At 47.5% G+C, this 20,409-nt stretch carries 15 protein-coding genes; 3 read left to right on the top strand and 12 right to left on the bottom strand.

Annotation, left to right across the window (positions count from 1 at the left end):
* Positions 1-177: 177 nt before the first annotated feature.
* The 8 genes from L21SP2_RS04550 to L21SP2_RS04505 all read right to left on the bottom strand — a co-directional run bounded on the left by L21SP2_RS04550 (position 178) and on the right by L21SP2_RS04505 (position 10,505).
* On the bottom strand, positions 178-936 hold the full coding sequence (locus tag L21SP2_RS04550) for a hypothetical protein (protein ID WP_024267322.1): 759 nt from the start codon (positions 934-936) through the stop codon (positions 178-180).
* A gap of 1 nt (position 937) precedes the next feature.
* Positions 938-2,920, bottom strand: coding sequence for a M23 family metallopeptidase (locus tag L21SP2_RS04545; protein ID WP_144082923.1), 1,983 nt, complete (start codon positions 2,918-2,920; stop codon positions 938-940).
* A 91-nt stretch (positions 2,921-3,011) separates the two neighbouring features.
* The gene (locus L21SP2_RS04540) at positions 3,012-3,224 is read right to left on the bottom strand and encodes a type II toxin-antitoxin system HicB family antitoxin (RefSeq protein ID WP_041401182.1); all 213 of its coding nucleotides are present in this window, start codon (positions 3,222-3,224) and stop codon (positions 3,012-3,014) included.
* Between the two features lie 472 nt (positions 3,225-3,696).
* Positions 3,697-4,953 (bottom strand): SH3 domain-containing protein, encoded by a 1,257-nt coding sequence (locus tag L21SP2_RS04530; protein WP_041401184.1) that lies wholly within the window; start codon positions 4,951-4,953, stop codon positions 3,697-3,699.
* The gene (locus L21SP2_RS04525) at positions 4,944-6,887 is read right to left on the bottom strand and encodes a hypothetical protein (RefSeq protein ID WP_144082922.1); all 1,944 of its coding nucleotides are present in this window, start codon (positions 6,885-6,887) and stop codon (positions 4,944-4,946) included. The genes L21SP2_RS04530 and L21SP2_RS04525 overlap by 10 nt, the downstream gene beginning before the upstream one ends.
* 91 nt (positions 6,888-6,978) lie before the next feature.
* Positions 6,979-7,191, bottom strand: a complete 213-nt coding sequence (locus tag L21SP2_RS04520) for a type II toxin-antitoxin system HicB family antitoxin (RefSeq protein WP_041401182.1) — start codon at positions 7,189-7,191, stop codon at positions 6,979-6,981.
* A 481-nt stretch (positions 7,192-7,672) separates the two neighbouring features.
* Positions 7,673-8,620, bottom strand: coding sequence for a leucine-rich repeat domain-containing protein (locus tag L21SP2_RS04510; protein ID WP_024267318.1), 948 nt, complete (start codon positions 8,618-8,620; stop codon positions 7,673-7,675).
* Between the two features lie 10 nt (positions 8,621-8,630).
* Positions 8,631-10,505, bottom strand: a complete 1,875-nt coding sequence (locus tag L21SP2_RS04505) for a M23 family metallopeptidase (RefSeq protein WP_024267317.1) — start codon at positions 10,503-10,505, stop codon at positions 8,631-8,633.
* Between the two features lie 679 nt (positions 10,506-11,184).
* Between L21SP2_RS04505 and L21SP2_RS04500 the strand changes: the two genes are divergently transcribed.
* On the top strand, positions 11,185-12,078 hold the full coding sequence (locus L21SP2_RS04500; protein WP_024267315.1) for an Rpn family recombination-promoting nuclease/putative transposase: 894 nt from the start codon (positions 11,185-11,187) through the stop codon (positions 12,076-12,078).
* Positions 12,079-12,235: 157 nt separating this feature from the next.
* Here the strand turns inward: L21SP2_RS04500 and L21SP2_RS04495 are convergent, their stop codons facing one another.
* On the bottom strand, positions 12,236-12,673 hold the full coding sequence (locus L21SP2_RS04495) for a hypothetical protein (RefSeq protein WP_041401177.1): 438 nt from the start codon (positions 12,671-12,673) through the stop codon (positions 12,236-12,238).
* Positions 12,674-12,735: 62 nt separating this feature from the next.
* A complete protein-coding gene (locus L21SP2_RS04490; protein ID WP_144082921.1) occupies positions 12,736-14,547 on the bottom strand; it encodes a hypothetical protein in 1,812 nt (603 codons plus the stop codon).
* A 195-nt stretch (positions 14,548-14,742) separates the two neighbouring features.
* Here L21SP2_RS04490 and L21SP2_RS04485 point away from each other — a divergent pair, with 195 nt between their 5' ends.
* A complete protein-coding gene (locus L21SP2_RS04485; RefSeq protein WP_041401175.1) occupies positions 14,743-15,648 on the top strand; it encodes an Rpn family recombination-promoting nuclease/putative transposase in 906 nt (301 codons plus the stop codon).
* Positions 15,649-15,753: 105 nt separating this feature from the next.
* Here the strand turns inward: L21SP2_RS04485 and L21SP2_RS04480 are convergent, their stop codons facing one another.
* Together L21SP2_RS04480 and L21SP2_RS16855 are read right to left on the bottom strand one after the other, a co-directional pair.
* A complete protein-coding gene (locus L21SP2_RS04480; RefSeq protein ID WP_024267312.1) occupies positions 15,754-17,379 on the bottom strand; it encodes a serine/threonine-protein kinase in 1,626 nt (541 codons plus the stop codon).
* Positions 17,370-19,232: a serine/threonine protein kinase gene (locus tag L21SP2_RS16855; protein WP_024267311.1), complete on the bottom strand. Its 1,863-nt coding sequence runs from the start codon at positions 19,230-19,232 to the stop codon at positions 17,370-17,372. The genes L21SP2_RS04480 and L21SP2_RS16855 overlap by 10 nt, the downstream gene beginning before the upstream one ends.
* Before the next feature lie 340 nt (positions 19,233-19,572).
* On the opposite strand from L21SP2_RS16855, the gene L21SP2_RS04470 reads away from it, so the two are divergent.
* A complete protein-coding gene (locus tag L21SP2_RS04470; RefSeq protein WP_024267310.1) occupies positions 19,573-20,391 on the top strand; it encodes a GNAT family N-acetyltransferase in 819 nt (272 codons plus the stop codon).
* Positions 20,392-20,409 lie beyond the last annotated feature (18 nt).

Below are 20,409 nucleotides of genomic sequence, written 5' to 3'. Positions count from 1 at the left end.
TCCTGATGTGTATAGATTTAAAGGGTGGTGAAGGACTAGTAAGCATACCAATGAAGAAAACAACTTCGCTCAAGCGTACACCCCCTAAGAAATTCCTTCGAGGCTGACACCGGGCTGTTCGCCGGTTCAGCTCAAGGCGGGGCTTAGGAGGATGTTTCTTTGCATGTTGATAGGTTTTTATTCGTCATACGATAGTTTAAAGATTACAAGCTTTCTAAACCGTTCGGTCTGAGGTTTTAAGTATGCTTCCTCACATTCTTTCGTAAAAGAGATTACCATGGCTACCCTGTCCAATGATGGATTTGCTGTGATGGTTAAAATATCCTCAACAAAAGCTTCTGAAAACTCGTCCGTGAAACGGTATACCTTATTGCCTTCAGCATCTACAATGTCCGGCCAGTAGGCTTGCAGCCCCATTTCAAGAGGAGTCAGTTCGATACGGAGACCATTTAGTAGCTGCATGCCATTCTCTAAACTCCAACCCCTACTCAGATAGCGTAATAGGTGAGAGTCATAGTATTCTTTATTGACCAACTCAGCCTGCACCTCTCCACTCTCATCAACAAAAACCCGGTAGTATTCTTTTGCTATCATACCTATTTGGGCATAATAAAGAAATTCTCCAGATGTAATTGAATTATATAGGTACACTACCCCATAGGATTGTTCCAGTAGTCTCTGATTATTATACTGCGGTGTTCTATACTCATCGATCAGCGGAATCCACTGATTATCCTCCAATACAAATAGGTTAAATCCATTGCTAAAAGCCAAAAGAAGCTGGTCGTTGGATGCATATGCCGCTGCATCTGAAGATGAAAAAGTTCCCAACGAGTTTGGTGGAACATCCAGTATTTGTTCTACCTCTACCTCCAATGCAGTCAAAGGGGCAGTTAGGAAAAAAAGGATGAAAGAAAGTGTAGACAGTAATTTCATTTTACCATCCTCCTTCAATGGAGGACATTAGCTCATCCCAGCTAAGGGAATAATCCGAGCTTGGCATATCTTGAAGATGTTCCAGGAAGAAACTGGGATAGTTCATCGAATCCCGACCATTACTATACCAATCATTATGAGTACTGCTCCACAGCCTTGGATCAGAGTAATCCGTATCCGATCTATAACCCGAATAACTGTTAGCCCACTCATTACCTTGGAGATTGGCATTATATGCTTCACTATCTCTGAAGAATCTATTCCACGCTCTAGGATCAGCATTCCATGCGCCAGTTATTGGATCTACCTGACGAATCTCGTTATGGATATGATCTCCAGTTGCAATTCCTGTGCTACCCTGTTGGCCGACCACCATGCCGGCTTGTACACCGGTTAGGCTGTAGCTGCCGTTATTATTTTGTAGGTTTGTACCTTCGGTGGCGAACAGTGAAATATAATCCATAATTCCTTCTCCGCTTAGGTGTCCGGAGAAATACCCTGTCCCGGGATTCGATGCTGATTGAGTGAATGCATTTAATCCATAGATATCATCGAAGCCCATGGTAAGCGTGCCAGCTACTTGTGAGACAACATCACCTGAACCAACCAGGTCACCTCCAGCATGCTGGTTTGCAGCAAACTGGTGAAGCGGATAATTGGAATCAAGCCATTCCTGGCTTTTATCGCCATTTTGTACTTCTGAATACTGCAGATCATTGTAAAACTCATCATTCACAAATCGGAAGTCTGCGAATCCGGTAACATCAATGGTTCCATCATCATGAGCACGGGCTGCAGCATATGGAATCTCATCAGTCCCTTCGCCAATGAGTCCTTGAGTATCAATATTTACATCACTTTGAACGAGGAGCCCGCTTGCCTGTATATCCATAAGTGAGCGATTTACTGCGTTTAGGCCGTCCCGGGTTTGGGATGCCATGAAAGCTTCGGCTGCCAAGCTCGCATCAATAAAAGAATCAGTTCCGTTAACAAAAGAGATCATGTTGTCATAACCCACAGCAGCTAATGGATTAAAGTTTTCCGGATCAGATCGATATTCATCCCAATTCGACACTTTCCCAAAGCGTGAAAGGATATTGTATTTCATCGTCGTATCCATGTCTTCAGCAGCAACCGTTCCCATTGCAAGAAGGCTTAAGTCAAAATCTGTTGAGTGATCGTCTTCCCAGGCGAGATTACCATGTTCATCAGTTACCAGTTTCCAATAATCCGCACTCCAGTCATAATTCTCCACTGCATGCTCTGCAAGCTTCTGGATTCCGCCTTCGCTGTTGAGGATCTTTATCTCATCTTTGAGGCTGTCGCTTAAGCTGCTCATGCCATAGCCCTGCCCCACCATTTGGGCTGCGATTGTGTGGTGTATTACAGATTCTGCGTTTTCCTGCTGCTGCCCTGTTTCACCATCATCCAGACCGTTTCTGAACGCCTCATGGATCAGTGCAATTCCTGTGAGAAGGTCGCCGTTGGTTCCTTCCTGGCTGTCGATCCGCATGTTGATTCTGCCGTTCTCATCCTGTTCGGTTTTGGCGTTGCCGGCCCCTTCTTCTATGGTGAATTCAGCCTGGCCGTTCATCAGCTGTTCAAAGCGTTCATCGGTTTCATCAGCTGCGTAGCTTGCAAGCATGCGCATGGCTGCTGCTCTGTCACCTGAAAAGCCCTGGTTGAGGATGTCCCGGGAGGTTTTGTAGGTACTCATGCCGTTGATTGCACTCAATATTGTGGCGGCGCTCATGTCGTAGCCTCCCATGCCGATTTTGGAACTGACTCCGTTTTCAAGGTCGAAGTTCATTTCAAACAGTCCTACTCCGTTGGCGTTCAGCAGGTTGATGCCGGTGTTGCCGGTTACCGCAAGGTCTATGCCCATTCGGGTGAGGTTGCCGCCGTGAATAATAATATAAAGCGGGCGGTGGCCTTGTTGTTGTAACGGAATTGTAGCACGAATCAGAGAGTTGGTGGTAACCACAAATGAGCACCAGATGGTCACGGATGGTGTATATATAGTTATGAGAAGCTTCTCTTCTGAAAGATGAAATTATTCTCAATCAAAGCATGACTCAGGCAAACATTAACCGACCACGCGGTTGAGGTATTTCCCTACCAAGTTCTTTAGCGGTCTGGATCCATTCTTCGATGATAACTTCGATATTTTTCAGGGCTTCTTCGTATGTGGCTCCATCTGCCATGCAGCCAGGGAGTTCAGGTACTTCGGCTAGAATGGCTTCATCGGCAGGGCTCCAGTATAATATCACTTCGTATTTAGTATTCATGATTTCCCTCCCAACTTGTATTTCACAAGTACATTACGGACTTGCTTAACCTGGTAAGCTTTTGCTTTGCTACCGCGAGGCTGCAGATTTAGAATCTCTGCGACACCATCTTTTGTATAAATATAATGATCGCCTTTTATTCGTCTATGAAATCCAAGATGATCTAGCACAGCGCACAAATCTGTAAACGAGATATTTGCGTCAGCCGTACCACTAAGTATTTTTACAATGATCTTTTCATACTTACCCATGGATTTCCAATTAAATAGTTTCTTTTCTTAACTGTCATCAAGATTGAAGTGTGACAGTTGCTAACAAGCCGACTACTGAGATGGCTGTAGTATATACCAAAAAAACAATTTTTGCGAACTCTCACCGTTCTCTAATCGAGAGATTGATAAAGCACTATTACCCCTAAGAATTCCCTTCGAGCTGACACCGGGCTGTTCGCCGGTGCAGCTCAAGGTGGGGCTTAGGGGGATTCAGAATCGGATGTTTGGCCGGGAGGTTTTTTCATTTTTGATCCAACGAAACCTATTACAAGTGTGAGAGTAATTGCTGAGAGTACGGCAATGATCAGGATTCTATGAAATGCTTCGCTATTTCTCTGTGGAGAGTACGTGTTTCTGTTCTCTGGTGTTTCTGTGATAATAGCAGACTCTTCATCTTTAGCATCTTGCTGTGGTTCCACTTCAGAATTGGATTCTTGGTGGGCGAGAAAGGCTTCAATATCGAATGGTCGGCCACGACTTTTCAGTCGTTTTTCCCAATCCTCACCCTCGATTAACAGATCACCGCCAAAAACCCAACCCTCTATGCGTTGATTTTTCACGAAATACCAAAAATCACTGCGCTTGTTCTCATCCGTCATAAAAGTGTCTGCGTTTGTCACCCTTACTGACTCACCGGCTTGTAGTGCGCCGGCTTCGGGTGCGTCTATATCCGGCTCGATGCGAACAGAAGTGGTTTCACTAACAAATCCATCATAGGTGATGGAAAAGAAGTAAATATTAATAGAATAATCAGGCTCAGAACCTTCATCTTTCTGGTAATATTCTCCAACCCATGCGAATTTAAATCGATCGAATCTGACTGCGGTCATATCATAATTCGCTAAATTATAAAATTCCAGTGCGTCGAGAACAGGTATAGTTTCACCGGTTTCCGTATTTTTTAATGATAAGCCTGCAACCTCAGGTCCAAATATGGGATATGGCAATAATGCATATGGACCATATAGTTCACGATTCCATTGAAATACGCCATCAACGGTTTGACTATTTGAACTTCCACCTGGGAACACTTCCCTCCGATTCATTAGTTGTTGAGCACTCTTATTTTCTAGCTCAACCGTCCCCGTGTTATTTGAATAATAGAAATACTCCCTCTCGAATGCTGAACCATTTTGAATAACTACACCATCGTGATTCCAAATTACTTGAACTGAAAGTTGAGGGAACAGCCTTTCCATTTCAACCTGTCGGGATACCATCATTTTTTCTCGATCAATTAGCCAACTAAGTGGAGCACGATTGTAGATGAGTTTATTTTTTGCGGTCCAAGCGATTCGGGGAAATCCTAAATTTATGCCCTTCATGTTACTTGGCAGGGTTCCAGGTATTTTGGGCCCTGGAATGACATTTTCTAAGGTTATCTCTAATGCAAAAAGATTGCCGAGCGAAAATAGTATCAATACTACAGATAGTAGAATTTTACTGTTTACCACCATCCGATCCCCTCTGAAAGACCTAAATCCCATATCCATTCTGTCATATCAGCAGGCTGATGAACTCTTTGAGTCGTGTAGTAACTCCTAATCTGATTTTGGATTGTTCTATCATTCAATATCTGAGCTTTTGGAGTATTGTAGTTGTCCAATCCACTTATCATTTGAGCTTCAAACGTTCTCAAAACGTTGTTTGAAAGATAATCACCATAAATCGAATCTTGTGAAAGTGGAGATATCCTCTGACTGATATCGTTTCGAATCATGTATGTTCTCAAGTCCACATGTTCTCCCATGGAGTATCCAGTATTTCCAACTGTTCCCATGGTCATACCAGCATGCAAACCTGATAACCCATTTTCGGTCATGGTGACACCTTCAGTTCCATAAACACTGAGCATGCTCATAACTGTTCCTTCAGCCTCTGTATGACCAATTGAATTTAAGAAGTCTGTCCCACCAACGGTGAATGAGTTTGTTACACTCAAGCCAAAAGTATCATCCCAGGTCATCCATCCGTTACTGTTGTCCGTAGAGGCGACAATATCATTGCCACCAACTTTTCCCAGGTCAATACCACTGTGTTTTGTAATTCCACGCGCTGGATCAATTATTCTCCAACCAGGATCACTAGTTACCATATGATTTTCATCTCCAGCAGATAACCGTACGGGAACATAGGCATCAGTTCCTTTCTGTCCTACGTTGACTAATCCTTCCTCATTGAGATTGAAATCATTTCTTTGTAACAATCCCGTATCTTGCACATCCAGCAGGGCAGACTGAAAGGCGTTGATAGAGTTGTTGATTTGATTACTTGGAGCCTCAGATTGAATCAATCCGATTAGATCATCTGCTGCACCACTGGCAGCGACAAACGCTCCGGTGCCTTGAAGAAATGCTGCCTGTTGGCTCATAAGATTTTGCAGCGGATTATTTGCCCAATCCGGTGAGGTGGATGAAGATGCGTTGGCCAAATCATCTCCAAAGATGCTTGAACCTATTTTCTGGATTACTTCCTCTGACATATCATCATAGGCAATTTTGCCACCGCCTTGTTGCAGAAGCGACATGATGTCCGGATCATTTAATAGTTCAGGATTTTCCTTCACAGCTTCTGAGATGTCAAAATCCAGTGAACCGTCTTGCATCCATTTTCCCTCAGCAGTCAGTTTCCAATAATCCGCACTCCAGTCATAGTTCTCCACTGCATGCTCTGCAAGCTTCTGGATTCCGCCTTCGCTGTTGAGGATCTTGATTTCATCCTTGAGGCTGTCGCTTAAGCTGCTCATGCCGTAGCCCTGACCCACCATTTGGGCTGCGATTGTGTGGTGTATTACAGACTCTGCGGTTTCCTGCTGCTGCCCTGTTTCTCCATCGTCCAGACCGTTTCTGAACGCTTCATGGATCAGAGCAATTCCTGTGAGAAGGACGCCGTTGGTTCCTTCCTGGCTGTCGATCCGCATGCTGATTCTGCCGTTCTCATCCTGTTCGGTTTTGGCGTTGCCGTACCCTTCTTCTATTGTGAACTCGGCCTGGCCGTTCATCAGCTGTTCAAAGCGTTCATCGGTTTCATCAGCTGCGTAGCTTGCAAGCATGCGCATGGCTGCTGCTCTGTCACCTGAAAAGCCCTGGTTGAGGATGTCCCGGGAGGTTTTGTAGGTACTCATGCGGTTGATTGCACTCATTATTGTGCCGGCGCTCATGTCGTAGCCTCCCATGCCGATTTTGGAACTGACTCCGTTTTCAAGGTCGAAGTTCATTTCAAACAGTCCTACTCCGTTGGCGTTCAGCAGGTTGATGCCGGTGTTGCCGGTTACCGCAAGGTCTATGCCCATTCGGGTGAGGTTGCCGCCGCGAAAAATAATATAAAGCGGGCGGTGGCCTTGTTGTTGTAACGGAATTGTAGCACGAATCAGAGAGTTGGTGGTAACCACAAATGAACACCAGATGGTCACGGATGGTGTATATATAGTTATGAGAAGCTTCTCTTCTGAAAGATGAAATTATTCTCAATCAAAGCATGACTCAGGCAAACATTAACCGACCACGCGGTTGAGGTATTTCCCTACCAAGTTCTTTAGCGGTCTGGATCCATTCTTCGATGATAACTTCGATATTTTTCAGGGCTTCTTCGTATGTGGCTCCATCTGCCATGCAGCCAGGGAGTTCAGGTACTTCGGCTAGAATGGCTTCATCGGCAGGGCTCCAGTATAATATCACTTCGTATTTAGTATTCATGATTTCCCTCCCAACTTGTATTTCACAAGTACATTACGGACTTGCTTAACCTGGTAAGCTTTTGCTTTGCTACCGCGAGGCTGCAGATTTAGAATCTCTGCGACACCATCTTTTGTATAAATATAATGATCGCCTTTTATTCGTCTATGAAATCCAAGATGATCTAGCACAGCGCACAAATCTGTAAACGAGATATTTGCGTCAGCCGTACCACTAAGTATTTTTACAATGATCTTTTCATACTTACCCATGGATTTCCAATTAAATAGTTTCTTTTCTTAACTGTCATCAAGATTGAAGTGTGACAGTTGCTAACAAGCCGACTACTGAGATGGCTGTAGTATATACCAAAAAAACAATTTTTGCGAACTCTCACCGTTCTCTAATCGAGAGATTGATAAAGCACTATTACCCCTAAGAATTCCCTTCGAGCTGACACCGGGCTGTTCGCCGGTGCAGCTCAAGGCGGGGCTCAGGGGGATTATGGTCCTGTTGGTAGATTGAATCTCAGCTCAAAATCAGAATTTCTTGTCTTTAGTGTTTCAAGGCTTTTATCAAACCACTCCTCAAATCGCTCATAGGTACCAATGCTCGGCCCGATTCTGGTGTTTTTGGTACTGTCGATATACAGTGTTTCAATATTGGATTCTAACAATGCATCGATATTTTCCAATTCAGGTGTCATAAATAGATTTAGTTCGAAATCATTTGGGATTGTGTCAATATTCTCCAGTGAGCGAATTGGAGTTCCATCCAGCCTTAATACCTTCAACGAGTTCATCCCAGACATATTAGGTAGGGCATCTACTTTTGTTTTACCTATGTGCAGGGTTTCAATATATTGGTTTTCTGACAATACATCTATGGATGAAATATTTGAGTCCGGAATTGATAGATGTTGTACATTGGTACCAGCAAGGCTCGAAATATCTTCAATTCTTTTATTAAATGACAGTTGCTGTAGTGATAAATCATCAGGTAGCTCTGGAACAACTTGGATATCGAGATATCTAACAGAGATGCTCCCAATAAGTCGAAGTGCATCAGAAGAGAGTTGTGAAAGGTTATCCAATAAACCAGTATCCAGTTTGATTTCATTTCTAATACCGGGAACAAAAAGTGAACTATTGGCAGGACCAGTCCACTCAGCTCCATGTTTTTCGGCATAGGCGTGCAACTCATTGTTCAGTTGTTCAATAGTTTCTTGATCCAGCGATTCTTCTGGCACATCAGGGCGATCTGTGGCTAGGTCCTCCTGTGAAGTCTCGTCATCCATCTCTGGTGAAGAAACAGGAGCTGTTTCAGTATCACCCTGCTCTAAATGTTCAGGTACATATACACCACCGTCCTCCCTATCTGATCCACATCCGACCAACACCGCTGTACATACTGTCAATACGATAGCTCCATAAAAATTTTTTAGTTTCATATCTACATCCTTAATCCAGGTAATCAAACATGTTGTTTGTGTTGTAATAGAAGTTTTCATAATATTCAGAGTAACTATTCAGTGTGTCAGTCGAATCAGTTGTCCAATCCGATGTCGATGGCGCACCAATTTGATTTAAGAACACATCACGTCTGTCGTTATATATGTCCCAGATTTCGCTATCAGAAGAATGCCATGGCGTATTGCTCATCAGCTGATAATGCAGATGAGTTCCTCCATCTGGATTGGTCAAGCTTGGCTCAGGCTTTACAAATCCCGTATTACCCATTTTGCCTACTACAGAATTGGGTTGAACAGTCGTGCCTACACGAAGTGGAGATTTTTCATCAAGGTGCATATATTGAGCCTGAATACCTGTAGTATAGAAAAAGCCCTCAAACCTGAAACCATATTCAATGACTGCAGTGTTTCCTGATGAATCACGGGTAGCGTTATCAACAACCTCACCACTGTACATAGACAGCAATTCCTGACCTCGTTCACCAACAATATCTGTTCCCCGGTGCTGCTTGTCTTCGTAACCGTCTGCACCTTGGAATATTTGAGATATACCCAAGCCGCTCAAGTCGGAAGCAATATTACTAGTCGTCCCATAGAAATCGGCTTTTGCGATTGTATAATCAATAAAGCGTGATCTGGAATTCTCAGGGATGCCTACCAAGGTGTTTCCGATCTCTTGGGGATTCCCACCAAACAGAACAGTATTGCTATCATCATCAAAAGCATTCATAAAGACCGGGGCGGCTACACTGGAACCATAGTCCATTACGATACTGTTTGACCCAATAACTCTATCTAAATTGGAATTATTCAGCTCACCGGTATTCCAACGGACTTCACGCATATCCCCGGAAGTACTCTGCATTCCTGCACCGTACATTAAAGCTTGTACAGAGGCTATCTGCTCATCGGAATAGGAATCATAGGAGGTGTTTGATGTTCCGCCGTTCAGAATATTCAGCAAACCGGTTTCGATTCCTTCTGCACCAATTGTTTGATCTGTTATCTCTGTTGTTCTACTGCCATCCGCATTGACATACATACCCATTTCATCTTTCAGGTATCCAGAGCCGTCGTTAATCAGATCTCCGTTTTTGGTAAGTTTCCAATAATCCGCACTCCAGTCATAGTTCTCCACTGCATGCTCTGCAAGCTTCTGGATTCCGCCTTCGCTGTTGAGGATGTCTATTTCATCTTTGAGGCTGTCGCTTAAGCTGCTCATGCCGTAGCCCTGCCCCACCATTTGGGCTGCGATTGTGTGGTGTATTACAGACTCTGCGGTTTCCTGCTGTTGTCCTGTTTCTCCATCGTCCAGACCGTTTCTGAATGCTTCATGGATCAGGGCAATTCCTGTGAGAAGGTCGCCGTTGGTTCCTTCTTGGCTGTCGATCCGCATGCTGATTCTGCCGTTCTCATCCTGTTCGGTTTTGGCGTTGCCGTCCCCTTCTTCTATTGTGAACTCGGCATCACCGTTCATCAGCTGTTCAAAGCGTTCATCGGTTTCATCAGCTGCGTAGCTTGCAAGCATGCGCATTGCTGCTGCTCTGTCACCTGAAAAGCCCTGGTTGAGGATGTCACGGGAGGTTTTGTAGGTACTCATGCCGTTGATTGCACTCATTATTGTGCCGGCGCTCATGTCGTAGCCTCCCATGCTGATTCTGCCGCTGATGCCTTGTTCAAGGTCGAAGTTCATTTCAAACAGTCCTACTCCGTTGGCGTTCAAGAGATTGATGCCGGTGTTGCCGGTTACTGCGAGTTCTATGCCCATTCGAGTGAGGTTGCCGCCATTAATTGAATAGAAGCGGGCGGTGGCCTGGGCATTCATCAGATCTTCTCCAATGGTACCACGGATTGAATCAGTCATACTATGCTGGATCCCGCCTCCCATAACAGTGCCCATGTAGCCGGCGAGAGCTTGTTCGCCCACCATTGATTCTGTTAATACTTCTCCATTCCAACCAAAGCCGTCTTCAGCACTGTATTCTATGGAGTTAATGAGTCCGGAAGAGAGGTTTGTGCCGAGTTGTCTACCAAGGGTTAGGCCTACTTTTTGGCCGGCTTCCAGGGCGGTGAATGCACCTTCTGTGGGTCCTATTCCGCCGATTGCGGTGCTTGCAAGAGATGATGCTGCTTGTTTTCCGAAGTTGACCAGTCCTTCGTTTCGGGTCGTTACACCGTTGGAGACGTCCAGGGCGGTGAATACTGCGTCATCGGCAAGGTTGATGGCGGCGGTGAGCAGGGCTCCGGTGCCCGGGGGGAGCAGAGCGTTGACCGCGATTGTCGTGGCGATGTTGGCTATGCCGCGGAGGGTAGATTATTTCACAGATCAGGGAGTTGGTGGTAACCACAGATGAACACCAGATGGTCACGGATGGTGTAGCAGGAGGAATGCGGCTGTACGTAATAAAAGCTGAGAGAACCACGTATCTTTTTGAATTGATTAATGAATATTGAGGCGCAGGGATTTGCGCCTTTGGTTTCCTTCACAACGGCTGGAACGTAAACAATTGTCCAGCTTTATGAAACGTCGTATACTTGTATTTATGGCAGAACGAAAGCCCTGGGACAGTGCATATAAATTCCTTTTCTCAAGCAAGCAGGTGTTTCATCAGTTTCTCACCCGCTTTGTGGAGGAGGATTTTGTGCAGGGCTTGGCTGTTGATGATGTTGAGCTGGTGGATAAAAGCTTTGTCAGCGATGAGCTTTTGGACCGGGAGAGTGATATTATCTATAAGGTGACCCTTCCCGGCCGTGAGGTTTATGTGTATGTTCTGTTGGAGTTCCAATCCACTCCTGACAAAACCATTCCGGTGCGTATGCTGCTGTATATTCTGCAACTGTACGACCAGTTGTTTCGAAGCAGCACAAAGGGGCTGCTGCCGGCGGTATTTCCGGTTCTCCTGTACAACGGCAGCCTCCCTTGGACGGTGCCGTTCAATATCAGTGAGCTGATTGCACCAGAGATTCCGCAAAAGTACATTCCAAGCTTTACATACTACCCGATTATTGAGCGTGATATCCCACCGGAAAAACTGGAGCGCATCAAGGGTCTGGTAGCAGCCATCATATACCTAGAGCAGCAGGAGGATGATGCGGCATTGCGGCGGACAATAGATACGGCAATTTCCATGATTGCCGAGGAGCAGCCTGAACAGCTGCGTCAATTCAGCCACTGGATCAACCGGATGTTCCGAGGATCACTTGAGAACGGGGACATCGACAAGGTAAATCAGTTAACGGAGGTAAAAACAATGTTGGCAGAAGTTGTAGACAGAATTGAGCAACGTGGAGAGCAACGCGGTATACAACAGGGTATGCAAGAGGGCATGCAGCAGAAAGCCCGGGAAGATGCACGCAAAATGCTGGAACGCGGTTTTCCGATAGCAGATATCTCAGAGATTACCGGCCTATCCGAGCAGGAAATTAAGAAGCTGTGATAACCAGACTGCTATCCTGATGTGTAGAGATTTAAAGGGTGGTGAAGGACTAGTAAGCATACCAATGAAGAAAACCACTTCGCTCAAGCGTACACCCCCTAAGAAATTCCTTCGAGGCTGACACCGGGCTGTTCGCCGGTGCAGCTCAAGGCGGGGCTTAGGGGGATTCAGAATTAGGGATTACACTCTCTGAGACTTCTTCTGCAAATAGCTCTATCGCCACACGTGAGTCGGAATCCTGGACAATAGGCAAAACCTTTCCAACATCAATAGATAAAACGTAATTTGTGATTTCACTATCCAAATCACTGATTTCACTTGATGATAATTGCAGCGAGAAATAAATTAGTGCACTCGTTTCATCAATATCAATGTGTAGAATTTTCACCTCACCAGAGCTACTCTCAAAATTTGTGCTAACCTGACTGTTTTCATCAAATCTCAGAGTTCCGAGATATGCGTCATTCAAATCTCTGATAACAAAAAGTATATTTGCTCCATAATCATCAAATAAAGACCTAATGGAAGTTATTTCTTCCACATCACCATCTTGTGATTGATCTGGATAGTTCGCATCTTCTGTTGAACTATTCATCTTAGTACAGCTAGATAAATAAGTGAGTGATAAGATGGTGATTAATAAAAAGCATACAGTTCTCATTTGTAAAAAAGCTCCCAATGTAAGTGTATGCCGGTAGAATTCCCAGTATTCCCCACGTTGCCAAAATTATAGCCAGGTGGTAATGAAAAACGGAAGATATTTCTTGACATACTTGTTGTGATGATATTGTTAAGCGTTTCTCCAGCTTCGGTTTTTGGTTGCAGATGTCCATAGATGTTATTAAAAAAGTCATTCGATGTACGTAAATTTAATCCATAGCCATTCTTAGTGTTGTTTGGATCTGCCCAAGAGAAGGAATTTCTATCTGCAATTATTGTTTCGTGAAAAGTGGTATAAATGGGCAAGTTATTTTTGTCTGTGCCAAAGTCAATAGCTTCTCCGCCATTCCACCCATGCTCACTACCATCTGAATACTTGGATCGCGTAGTTATATAATCAAACCCTGAGATCGGATCAATCACCTTCCCATCCCCTATGAGTTCGTACATAGGATTATCATCATCATAGCTCCACCCCTCGCGAATCCTGTTGAATGCTTCTTCAACTGCTGGCTGGGAGTATTCTTCGAACCTTTCTTGGTCCAAGAATCCGGGGTGAGCAATAGGATCAGAATCATCACCATACATTGCCCGATCATAAACTGTAGCAAAATCAGAGAGCCCTGCGGTCATATTAAGCATTTCTGCCTGGACTCCGCCAAATTCTCCTGAAGCAAATGAACCCTGGAGATTATCTTGCAATGATTCAACCATCGCACCGGCGTCGCCACCGAAATCGCTCCATAACTTATCCACATAATCACGTTGTACGAAATAGCGGGCTTTAAAATTATCAGAAGTGGTCAGTGCTTCGGATGAGTCATTCAGCACATCTATTTCGCCATCATTTTTTGTGAAGGTTCCAGAATCATACGTCCATCCAGCATCAACCATCATTTGCGAAGCTTCTTGCTTTGAGATTCCTAATTGATCGGCTAACGAATCGGTGAAACCGCCGGTTCCTTCATATTTTCTGAGCAACTCACCATTCTCATCATAGAGATCTTTCTTTCCATCAAATACAATATTACCCTCAGCAGTCAGTAGCCAATAATCCGCACTCCAGTCATAATTCTCCACTGCATGCTGGGCGAGTTTTTGTATTCCGCCTTCGCTGTTGAGGATCTTTATTTCATCTTTGAGGCTGTCGCTTAAGCTGCTCATGCCGTAGCCCTGCCCCACCATTTGGGCTGCTATTGTGTGGTGTATTACAGACTCTGCGGTTTCCTGCTGTTGTCCTGTTTCTCCATCGTCCAGACCGTTTCTGAACGCTTCATGGATCAGGGCAATTCCTGTGAGAAGGTCGCCGTTGGTTCCTTCCTGGCTGTCGATCCGCATACTGATTCTGCCGTTCTCATCCTGTTCGGTTTTGGCGTTGCCGTCCCCTTCTTCTATTGTGAACTCGGCATCACCGTTCATCAGCTGTTCAAAGCGTTCATCGGTTTCATCAGCTGCGTAGCTTGCAAGCATGCGCATTGCTGCTGCTCTGTCACCTGAAAAGCCCTGGTTGAGGATGTCCCGGGAGGTTTTGTAGGTACTCATGCCGTTGATTGCACTCATTATTGTGCCGGCGCTCATGTCGTAGCCTCCCATGCCGATTTTGGAACTGACTCCGTTTTCAAGGTCGAAGTTCATTTCAAACAGTCCTACTCCGTTGGCGTTCAAGAGATTGATGCCGGTGTTGCCGGTTACCGCAAGGTCTATGCCCATTCGGGCGAGGTTGCCGCCGCGAAAAATAATATAAAGCGGGCGGTGGCCTTGTTGTTGTGACTGAATTGTAGCACAGATCAGAGAGTTGGTGGTAACCACAGATGAACACCCGATGGTCACGGATGGTGCAGCAGGAGGAATGCGGCTGTACGTAATAGAAGCAGAGTGAACCACGTATCATTTTGAAATGATTATTTATGTAGTGAGGCGCGGGATTCGCGCCTTTGGTTTCCTTCAGAACGGCTGGAACGTAACCAATTGTCCTGCTTTATGAAACGTCGTATACTAGTGTATATGGCAGAACGAAAGCCCTGGGACAGTGCATATAAATTTCTTTTCTCAAGCAAGCAGGTGTTTCATCAGTTTCTCACCCGCTTTGTTGAGGAGGATTTTGTGCAGGGCTTGGCTGTTGATGATGTTGAGCTGGTGGATAAAAGCTTTGTCAGCGAGGAGCTATTGGACCGGGAAAGTGATATTATCTATAAGGTAACCCTTCCCGGCCGTGAGGTCTATGTGTATGTGCTTCTGGAGTTCCAGTCCACTCCTGACAAGACCATTCCCGTGCGCATGCTGCTGTATATTCTGCAGCTGTACGACCAGTTGTTTCGAAGCAGTACAAAGGGGCTGCTGCCGGCAGTTTTTCCGGTTCTCCTGTACAACGGCAGCCTCCCCTGGACGGTGCCGTTCAATATCAGTGAATTGATTGCACCAGAGATTCCGCAGAAGTACATCCCAAGCTTTGCTTACTACCCGATTATTGAGCGTGATATCCCACCGGAAAAACTGGAGCGCATCAAGGGTCTGGTAGCAGCCATCATTTATCTGGAGCAGCAGGAGGATGATGCGGCATTGCGGCGGACAATAGACAAAGCAATTTCCATGATTGCCGAGGAGAAGCCTGAACAGCTGCGTCAATTCAGCCACTGGATCAACCGGATGTTCCGAGGATCCCTTGAGAACAGGGACATCGACAAGGTAAATCAGTTAACGGAGGTAAAAACGATGTTGGCAGAAGTTGTAGACAGAATTGAGCAGCGTGGAGAGCAACGCGGTGTACAGCAGGGCATACAACAGGGTATGCAACAGGGCATGCAGCAGAAAGCCCGGGAAGATGCACGCAAAATGCTGGAACGTGGTTTTCCGATAGCAGATATCTCAGAGATTACCGGCCTTTCCGAACAGGAAATTAAGAAGCTGTAATAACCAGACTGCTATCCTGATTTGTAGAGATTTAAAGGGTGGTGAAATGACCAATAGGCGTACCTATACCTATCTCAAAGATCTGGTTTTAAAAGCATACGCCCCCTAAGAATTCCCTTCGAGCTGACACCGGGCTGCTTCCCGTCGCAGCTGGGTTTTTTGCATTTCGGCCTGCCGGAATCGCCGGAAGCTTTCTACAAGATGCGTTTTTTCATCTATGAGGCGGGAGGCTTCACGGGTGTCGGTCTCCCGTGCGATTCGGCGGTTCAGACTGTGTATGCGGGTATAGAGGTCTCCAAGGTTCATTTCACCCAATATGCGGTCAATTTTCATGATTTCTTCGTTGATGTGGTGTATCCGATCCAGCTTGCTGCGCACGGTGGGTGAATCCCAGTCTTCAGGAGCTGCATTTCCCAGGATTCTCAGGATGCACATGTGCAATTCCCCCGGTCCTGATTCAACAGCAGCCGGGGAAGGAGTGGTGCCCATTGTCAGCATTTTTTCCGCTTCCTGAATCATTCCGGGAGAAGGCGGAGGATGAAGCTGTTCGGGCAGTATGGGTCCGTATTTGAAGCGTCTGCGTTTGGCTGCCGGATAGCGCACCAGATGCAGTTCCGAGCGCTTCCGGCGCTCCAGCAGCTCAATAAGCTGGCGGACACCCCGGGAGGTAAGTCCAGCGGTTATCACCGCCGGGAGGCGGATCCCTTTTTTCTGTTCTTCCTTGCTGTACATTCTGATATCTCCGGTCAGGATATTCGGGGTAAAATCGGGATCACCTGAGAGGGCGGTAAGCTGGCGGATAAAGGGAGCAATCACCTCTTCCTTTTCACTGAGCTGTTTGAGTACCAGAATTTCACCCTCAGACGGGTGTTCATGACGGGAAATTTGCGGAGGTAACCTGCCGCAATGGGGACACAGCGGCAGCTCGGCGGGATAATCTTTCAGGCAATACGCACAGGGAATTTCGGGAGCGGGTTCTGGAACACTCTGGGCTACCATCAATTCAAGTACACCGGCGGCATCCCGGGGCCGTTTGGTGATTTCTCCGCAGAGTGATTCGGTCAGGTCTGCAAACCAGCGGGGGACGGGTATGCCCGGTTCTCCGGCGATGAGGGTTTTGATGATCATGCCCAGAGAGTAGAGATCCGAACGGGGATCACAGTTATCACCATAGAGAACCTCCGGAGCCAGATATTCAGCCGCAGAACTGATCATGGTGGTGGAGCTTAATCCCAGCATATCTTTCACCCTGCCCCGGGCACCGTCGGGGATTACCGCCGTGCCATCTGGGCGAACCGCCGCATTACCGGGGTTCAGATCCCGAAACACGTACCCCTGGGAATGGGCGTACTCAAGGATCCCTGCCAGAGAGCGGCAATATGCGAGAACCGAAGCGAAGTCCCGGGGAGGAGCGCTGCTGAGGGGCATCCAGTCCCCCGCCTCCACCACCACTGCCGGGGGCGACTGATGCAGACTCATCACCTTGGGTATACCGGGATGATCGAATTGAGAGAATATCCGGTACTCCTGAAGGAAGCTGTTTACGATTACCTGATCCTGTTCCAGATGAGAGTGGAGAAGATGAATATGAACCTCCCTCCCCTGCCCGTCTCCGGGATCCGTCGGCCGGGCCCGGAGCGTAACAGCGACGGAGTCCGCTTTGATTTCATCTTCAATCCGGTAATTCCGGGTCAGGGCCGACTGCTGAAATGAGGAAGCATTTAATTCCATACGGGTCCTCCGGAGGGTGTGGGCGATATTTCCGGATCCGATGGTTTTTCACTTCCGGTCCGTCCGGCTAATCGGTAACGGTCTATGGTAACAGAATAACGCAGCATGCGGTCCAGATAGCGCTGCAATGTGGTTTCTATACGGCTTCGCAGATCGGCCTGGGAAGGATCTTTTCCCAGGGTGTGCAGCTGGGCGTCCAGTTCTGCAGCCTGGCTGATCAGGTCGAGAAACCCCTGGTAAAACTCCAGCGCCTGTTTTTTCATCCCCGGCATACCTTCCAGCTGACATAACGATACGGTTATCCTCTGTATAATGGAGCGTGCCTGAGGTTGGTGAAAGCGGGATGCAAGCCGGGCAAGGGAGGCTCCGCTTATCTGCCCGGCAGAACTTCGGGCGCCTGCCTCCCCCTGGAAGAACCCGGTGACCACTGCAGCTGGGGCAACAACCAGGGCGCCGCCCAGAATGAGGGGGATAAAAAACTGGGGATAATTAAAAATCTGGAAGTAAAAACCTCCGGAAAACCCCAGTACTACCAGCAGCATCCGGGGATACAAAGCCCGGAACTTCTTCAGGATTTTCTTCCGTCCGTAGGATATTTCTGCAGGATTGTCACTGCGGATTACCCGCGCCTGAATACCCTGGTGTGATAACGAAGCGGCCAGCTCATCTGCATTGGATGCCTCCAGCCCCCGGAAAAGAAAAAAGGGCAGCCGCGGGATTCGTTTCTCAAGCTTTTTGGTATCGCTTCCCAGACGTTTCAGGTATTCCACCAGACTGTGGCGATGTTCAAGATTCAAGCGTTCACCGATTTCACCTGGACCTTCTATGAGAATATGCGCCGACGTCCGATCTGAATGCGTTCCGGTCCTGCTCCCGGTTGTTACAGCATCAGGCTGGGAGGAGATCCGGGCTTCCGTATAGCCGCAGCGCACGCAGAGGGGGAATTCCCTGTACATGCCTGCACCGCAGGAAGGGCAGGTCTGGATGTCCGGCTGAACCGAGATCTGTGTTGTCCGTCCATGTTCCAGGGCCAGGGCGAACTCACCGGCGGTCTGAAAGCGGTCGCCGGGCATTTTTGCCATGGCACGGTCGATGATGCTTTGCATCTCCTCCGGCAGACCGGGCCGGTTATCCTCAAGGCGCGGCACTGCTTCGTTGAGATGCCGGTGCAATGTCTGATGGGGACTGCTGGATTGATATGGAAGCCTGCCGGTGAGCATTTCAAACAGCACCACACCCAGTGAGTATATGTCCGCACGGGGATCGGGAAGCCCGCTGCCCATGAGCTCGGGAGCGGCATAATCCGGGGTACCGGCACCGCCGGTCAGCCCCAAACCCGAAGAATTCCCCCCAAGCTCATCGTCAGCGGCGTAGCCGGAAATTGTGCGGGCAAAGCCGAAATCGCTGATCCGCAGGGTTCCGTCAGCTGCAAACAGAATGTTGTGGGGTTTAATATCACAATGGATAATCCCCAGTTTGTGAGCCGCATCCAATCCCCTGGCAGCGGCAGTACAGATTTCCAATGCCTGGGAAAACGGAAGAGGACCGAGATCGAGAATTCTGTCTTTCAGATCACCGCCCTCAAGCAATTCCATGGAAACAAACAGCCGATCGCCGTCTTCAAAAACTTCATACAGCTGTATGACCGCAGGGGAATCTATGGTGGATGTAAGTTCAATTTCCTGTTTCAGAAGCGCTCTGTTGTGCGGCTCCCTGGATAAATGGGGGTGAAGAAGCTTCACGGCCACAGTTATCTGTTCCTGTAAATCCGTTGCCCGGTACACCGAGGATACCCCGCCGGAACCGATCAGCTCTTCCAGACGAAACCGCTCGGCAAGTATGGTCTGTTCCACTGTCTGCCTCCTGCCATGGTACCCCGGTTTACCGAAAATATTCATTCACCGCATGTTCACAGGTAACCGCCCCCCCCCAAGGGGCGGGACGCGATCACTGTCTGCAGAATTATATTCGTCGGACGCTTCCACGGTCAACGCTCAGGCTGATCGGATTTTTCATCATTTCCTCCTTTATATCCTATTATTCACAGGTTGTTTTTCGACTATAATCAGAATCCCCCAGTACTCTCAGTAAGAGCATAGAAAAGGTAACGGCACTATATCTGAATCGACTCCTCCCGGAAGTTGTCGTTTTACAAGCTTCCGTGCACCGTAAAATGAATACAGGAGACAAACGATGAGCAGCAAAAACAGCTCTGTACATACCATTGATCCTTCACAGCGAAATGATTATCTCCCCCTCTTCAAGGACATCCCCATGTGGAACGCCTGCATCCACTCCTGCCTGGAGGACGGGTTCGGCACGCTTCATGGAAATTCCGCCCGGGCAACAGATTGTGCCGGGATTTTCTACGGGGGACTGGTGATATTTGCCGGAGATGCCGGTTCTCCCGGGGCGCAGGAGCTGGTTCGTTCCTTCCCGGTTCTTCCTGCGGTACTGGGGTATTCGCCGGAATGGAACAGACTGATTCACCGGATTCATGGTGACGGAGTACGGGAAATCCGGCGGTATCATATGCCCTGCAGCTCCTTTGAACTGCGGCAGTTCCGGGAACTGCATTCCCATGTTACCCGGCGGCTGGACACGGACTACCAGCTTGAATCCCCGTCATCTGCCGATACTGAAGCACTCCGGGAATCCCTGGGCTGGGAGCATCCGAAGCATCATTTTCATGATCCCTCCGATTTTCGCCTGCGCTCATTCCCCGGCATAGTCAGCTTGATGGAAAACAGCAGCACAGCACAGATAGTCGCAGGTGCGTCGGCATTCATCCGGTCCGGCAACCATGCAGAATGTCAGGTAAATACGGTTGAAACACAGCGCCGCCGGGGACTGGCAACCGTCGCCGCGGCTGCATGGCTTAATACTGCGCTGGAAAGGGAGATAAAGGTTCCATGGGATGCGGCGAATAAAGCTTCGGTCAGTCTGGGACGAAAACTGGGATACGAACAGGTTAAAGAATATCAGGTTCTGGAGGTGTTCCCGGAGCAATGAGCAGCATACGAAAACTCA

The sequence above is a fragment of the Salinispira pacifica genome (assembly GCF_000507245.1).
GTDB lineage: Bacteria > Spirochaetota > Spirochaetia > DSM-27196 > Salinispiraceae > Salinispira > Salinispira pacifica.
Note: the sequence above shows the minus strand (reverse complement) of the source record. Positions and strands in the feature narration are given on the sequence as shown.

Coding starts and splice junctions, on each gene's coding strand:
- L21SP2_RS04485 (WP_041401175.1), top strand. CDS start 14,743: ATGGCAGAACGAAAGCCCTGGGACAGTGCATATAAATTTCTTTTCTCA.
- L21SP2_RS04470 (WP_024267310.1), top strand. CDS start 19,573: ATGAGCAGCAAAAACAGCTCTGTACATACCATTGATCCTTCACAGCGA.
- L21SP2_RS04505 (WP_024267317.1), bottom strand. CDS start 10,505: ATGACTGATTCAATCCGTGGTACCATTGGAGAAGATCTGATGAATGCC.
- L21SP2_RS04500 (WP_024267315.1), top strand. CDS start 11,185: ATGGCAGAACGAAAGCCCTGGGACAGTGCATATAAATTCCTTTTCTCA.
- L21SP2_RS04480 (WP_024267312.1), bottom strand. CDS start 17,379: ATGGAATTAAATGCTTCCTCATTTCAGCAGTCGGCCCTGACCCGGAAT.
- L21SP2_RS04530 (WP_041401184.1), bottom strand. CDS start 4,953: ATGGTGGTAAACAGTAAAATTCTACTATCTGTAGTATTGATACTATTT.
- L21SP2_RS04495 (WP_041401177.1), bottom strand. CDS start 12,673: ATGAATAGTTCAACAGAAGATGCGAACTATCCAGATCAATCACAAGAT.
- L21SP2_RS04510 (WP_024267318.1), bottom strand. CDS start 8,620: ATGAAACTAAAAAATTTTTATGGAGCTATCGTATTGACAGTATGTACA.
- L21SP2_RS04540 (WP_041401182.1), bottom strand. CDS start 3,224: ATGAATACTAAATACGAAGTGATATTATACTGGAGCCCTGCCGATGAA.
- L21SP2_RS04520 (WP_041401182.1), bottom strand. CDS start 7,191: ATGAATACTAAATACGAAGTGATATTATACTGGAGCCCTGCCGATGAA.
- L21SP2_RS04550 (WP_024267322.1), bottom strand. CDS start 936: ATGAAATTACTGTCTACACTTTCTTTCATCCTTTTTTTCCTAACTGCC.